The organism is Protofrankia sp. Cr1, from assembly GCF_963555865.1.
Lineage (GTDB): Bacteria > Actinomycetota > Actinomycetes > Frankiales > Frankiaceae > Protofrankia.
Window position 1 is genome coordinate 1 of the sequence record NZ_CAUVXO010000499.1, and the last position, 3,745, is coordinate 3,745.

The following is a 3,745-nucleotide window of genomic DNA, read 5'->3' on the forward strand; positions in this document are numbered from 1 at the left end:
GGATTTTAACCACGTTTCTCGGCGCGATCATTACTGCAGCCGTGACAGCAGTATTCACAAATTCCCCGGGAATTTTTACGAACAGTGACGTTGTTCGCCCTACTACCGTCCCACCCGTACCACCATCGCCCACATCGCCAACGTCCGAATCGCCGGTGCCGACATCACGGCCGTCCGCATCGTCAACTCCAACGGCACCGCCGCGCACCCTTCATGCTGGTGACTACGTGCTGACCGAAGGTATTGAAACGGTTGGTCTCGTGCGCGACACGGCCCCCGACGGCCCGCCGGACTCGCAGGACTCAGACGCCAAGTTCGCGGCCTGCCTCGGAGTGCCGGTTGCCCAGGTCCAAAGCCACGAAAGCGACTCGGCGGACGGCCCGACCCTCAAGAGCACCGACGAACTGACCATTCTCGAATCGCATGCGTACATCGTCCCAGCGGCCGAGGTGATCCGCGACAGGACCTTCTTCGGCCACGTGCAGGCACCCAGATGCCTTGGCCTGCTCTTCTTCCCAGGGTTCCAGAAGGCAATGTCAGCTGGCGGTATGAATGCCACACTCGACTCGGCGTACAGTATGACCACGCCAGCCGGGGCCACAATAGCGGTACGCATTGGCGTCACTGTGACCGCCGCCAACGGCAACCACGTTACCTGGACGTTCGACATGATCTCCATCATGTCCGGCCGCGTAGAGAGTTGGATCACGATCATGCAATTGAACGGGACACCAGACCCGGTAGTCGAGCAGAACGTGACCCTCCAGGTCGCCGGGAAAATCGTCCGGCAGTAACCCCTCGCGTCGACACCTCCGCGCCGGCCCCTATCCAACCAGACCCGGCCTTGATGTCTAAAGCGGCCCCCGGAGTTGGCAACCGAGACGGCTGCTTGCGCAGCCTGGACGCCGCCCGCGACTTCGGGGAGAGACTTCGCCTCGCTACGACTGGCCTGGGCGGTTAGCCGAAGACCGCCGTACGCAGCGCGGTGATGTCGGTGAGCCGTGGAAGCACGGCGTCGGCGCCGGTGGCTTCCAGCTCACGGGCGGTGCTGCTGCCGGTGGCGACGCCCACCGCGCGCACGCCAGCATCGTGGGCGCCCTTCACATCGTGTGGGGTATCCCCGAGGACAACTACCCGCTCCGGCGGGAAGGTCACGCCGTGGGCGGTCTCGGACCGCTTGACCGCGAGGCGCACGAGCACTGCCCGGTCGCTGTCGTCGTCGCCGTAGCCGCCCACCTCCAGATCGAGGTGATCCGTTAGCCCGAAGGCGGCCAGCTTGGTCCGGGCGATGGAGCGCAGGTTGCCGGTTACGACAGACTGCACGATCCCTCCGGCTACCAGTGCCGTGATGGCTTGCCTGGCGCCGGGCAGTGCACGGCCAGACTCACGCATTCGGTCCTGGAGCTGCTGGGCGGCTTCGCCCAAGGCTTCGTAGAAGGCCGGCATCAGGGGCTCCGGGTCGGTGATCCCGCCGAGCCGCAAGGTCTCGATAATGATGGCTCGCTCGGTGCGGCCGGTCATGTCGGCCAACTGCTCCATGGGCCGGCCGGTCACGAGGTGGAAGGCGCGGGCGTAGATCTCCCGGCTGACGCCCTTGATCTCAAGGAGGGTGTGGTCGACGTCCCAGAGGATGAGGGCGGGTGCGGTCACGGGGCGATGATCTCACGGCGACGTTGAGGAGGACGGCTCCCGCACTTGCAGTTACTGCAAAGGCAGCAGGTAGAACGTCAAGATCCGTTACGGACGAGTACGATGCCGGTCTCGGGCGCTTCCTCCACTTGCAGAAGCAGCCATTCGCCGCGGGTACTGCTCGTACCATGGTGCTGGCGGCCACGACGGGTCGGGCCGCCACCGGTGCCGTGACCAGCGTTGACATCAACGTCCGGTTGACATCAACATCTGACCGTGATCACGGTACCAACCGTCCTCTATGGTTCCTACCTGGTAATCCGCCGGTTGCCCCAGGGGTTTTCCATGGAATCGAGGGTCGCCGCGGGAGATCGCTGGACACCTGGGTGACGGGACCTTATCAAGAGACATGGCCTTCTCCCCTCGCGACGGAACCGGCGTTCCGGTCTGGTCGGGGCGGCCTGCCGGGGTCGTCGGCCCGGTGGTCGCCGGGGCGGCAGGAGCCGCGTTCGCGACGTTCGCAGTACGCTTACCTCGCACCGGCAGCCCGTTCCCCGGGTGGGTGGACCCGCTGATCCAGCCCGTGGGCGTGGTGTTTCTAGCTCTTGGCTTGTACGTCTGGGTACGACAGCCCGAGGTCGCCCGGATGGGCGGGCTGTTGTGGGCGGTCGGATTCACGTGGTATCTGGGGGACCTGCAGTGGAGCCACAACACCGTACTGTTCAAGATCGGGTTTTGCCTCTTCTATCTCAATGCAGTGGTACTCGCCCATGTGCTGCTGGCCTCCCCCGACGGTCACCTCACGAGCCGACTCGAGCGAACGGCCGTGAGCGTCGGCTACGGGGTCGCTGTCTTCACACAAGGTATGCGGATCATTTCGGAACGACCATTGGAACCCCAGGGCTGGGGCAGACCCACCGCGACAATCTCCGTCTGGGCGCCGATCGGCAGCGTTCTGGCGGTCATCGTCATCGCGATCATTGTTGTCCTGGTTGTTCAGCGTTGGCGTACCGAGTCGCCCGCGCTACGCCATGCGCGTGGGTTGTTCTGGCCTGCAGTGGCGATGATCGGCATCGTCCTGGTCTGCCTATCGTTGGCCCAGCTCGCGCACGCGCCGATTTCCGTTGTCGGTGGACTGTTGGTCGCATACGCGATCGCGCTGCTGATGCTCGGCCTGGCTGTTGTAACCAATTCGGTGCGGATGCAGATAGGCCACCGCCAGGTATCGATTCTGCTGGGTCGTCTACAGGCGGGATCCGACGACAACGGCTGGTTACGCGACGGGCTCGCCGATGCGCTCGTCGACCCCACGCTGACACTTCACTATCGACGCGCAGACTCGGGCGATTACGTGGATTTTCATGGGGCTCCGGCACCGCTTCCCCTCGACGACACCAGCCGGGCGATCACCTACATCGGTGATTCGACGGCTCCGCTCGCGGCCATCACACATGATCCGTATCTGAGTCAGCATATTCGACAACGCGAGAAATTAGACGCCCTCGTGGGAGCCGCCGAGCTCGCCATCCGCAACGCCCAGCTCCTTCTGCAAGTGGAGAACCGGGCTCACCTTCAGGGTATTGTCGACGTCGAGATGCAGACCCGAAAGACGATCGGCGCGGAACTGCACGACGGGCCACAGCATCGCCTTTCCGCAATCAAGATTGTAATCGGGCAAAGGCGCACCGCGGCTACCGGGAACGAGCGTGAATGGTTACATGAGCTCGATACCATGGTGCAAGACGCCGTCCTGGATCTACGGGAGGTGACCCAGGGAGTGTATCCGTCGACACTCCGTATGCACGGATTGGCGCAGGCGCTCGACACCCTCGCCGAGAAGTCGCCGATACCGTTGATCATTGAAGCACGTTCGGGCCAGTGGCCCGAGAAGGTGGAGGAGACCGCCTTCTTTATCATCAGCGAGGCGGTCGGGAATGCGCTGCGGCATGCCGCCGCCAGCCACATCACCATTCGACTGCTATCGGTCGACAACGCCATGATCGTGGAGATTCAGGATGACGGTACTGGTGGGGCCGAGCTGAAAGACCGCGGCGGTGGGCTCCGAGGAATGCATGACCGGGTGGCCGCCCATAGAGGATCATTGCATGTCGAAAGC

3 protein-coding genes are annotated in these 3,745 nt (G+C 63.7%); 2 read left to right on the top strand and 1 reads right to left on the bottom strand.

Going from position 1 to position 3,745, the window contains the following annotated elements; translation table 11 throughout:
• Positions 1-794: hypothetical protein (locus U9980_RS24550; protein WP_322770099.1), on the top strand; the 794-nt coding region annotated here is incomplete at its 5' end.
• A 163-nt stretch (positions 795-957) separates the two neighbouring features.
• Here U9980_RS24550 and U9980_RS24555 read toward each other — a convergent pair.
• Positions 958-1,650 (bottom strand): HAD family hydrolase, encoded by a 693-nt coding sequence (locus U9980_RS24555; protein WP_322770100.1) that lies wholly within the window; start codon positions 1,648-1,650, stop codon positions 958-960.
• Between the two features lie 625 nt (positions 1,651-2,275).
• Here U9980_RS24555 and U9980_RS24560 point away from each other — a divergent pair.
• Positions 2,276-3,745, top strand: a 1,470-nt coding sequence (locus U9980_RS24560) for a sensor histidine kinase (RefSeq protein ID WP_322770101.1), incomplete at its 3' end; no start/stop codon positions are given.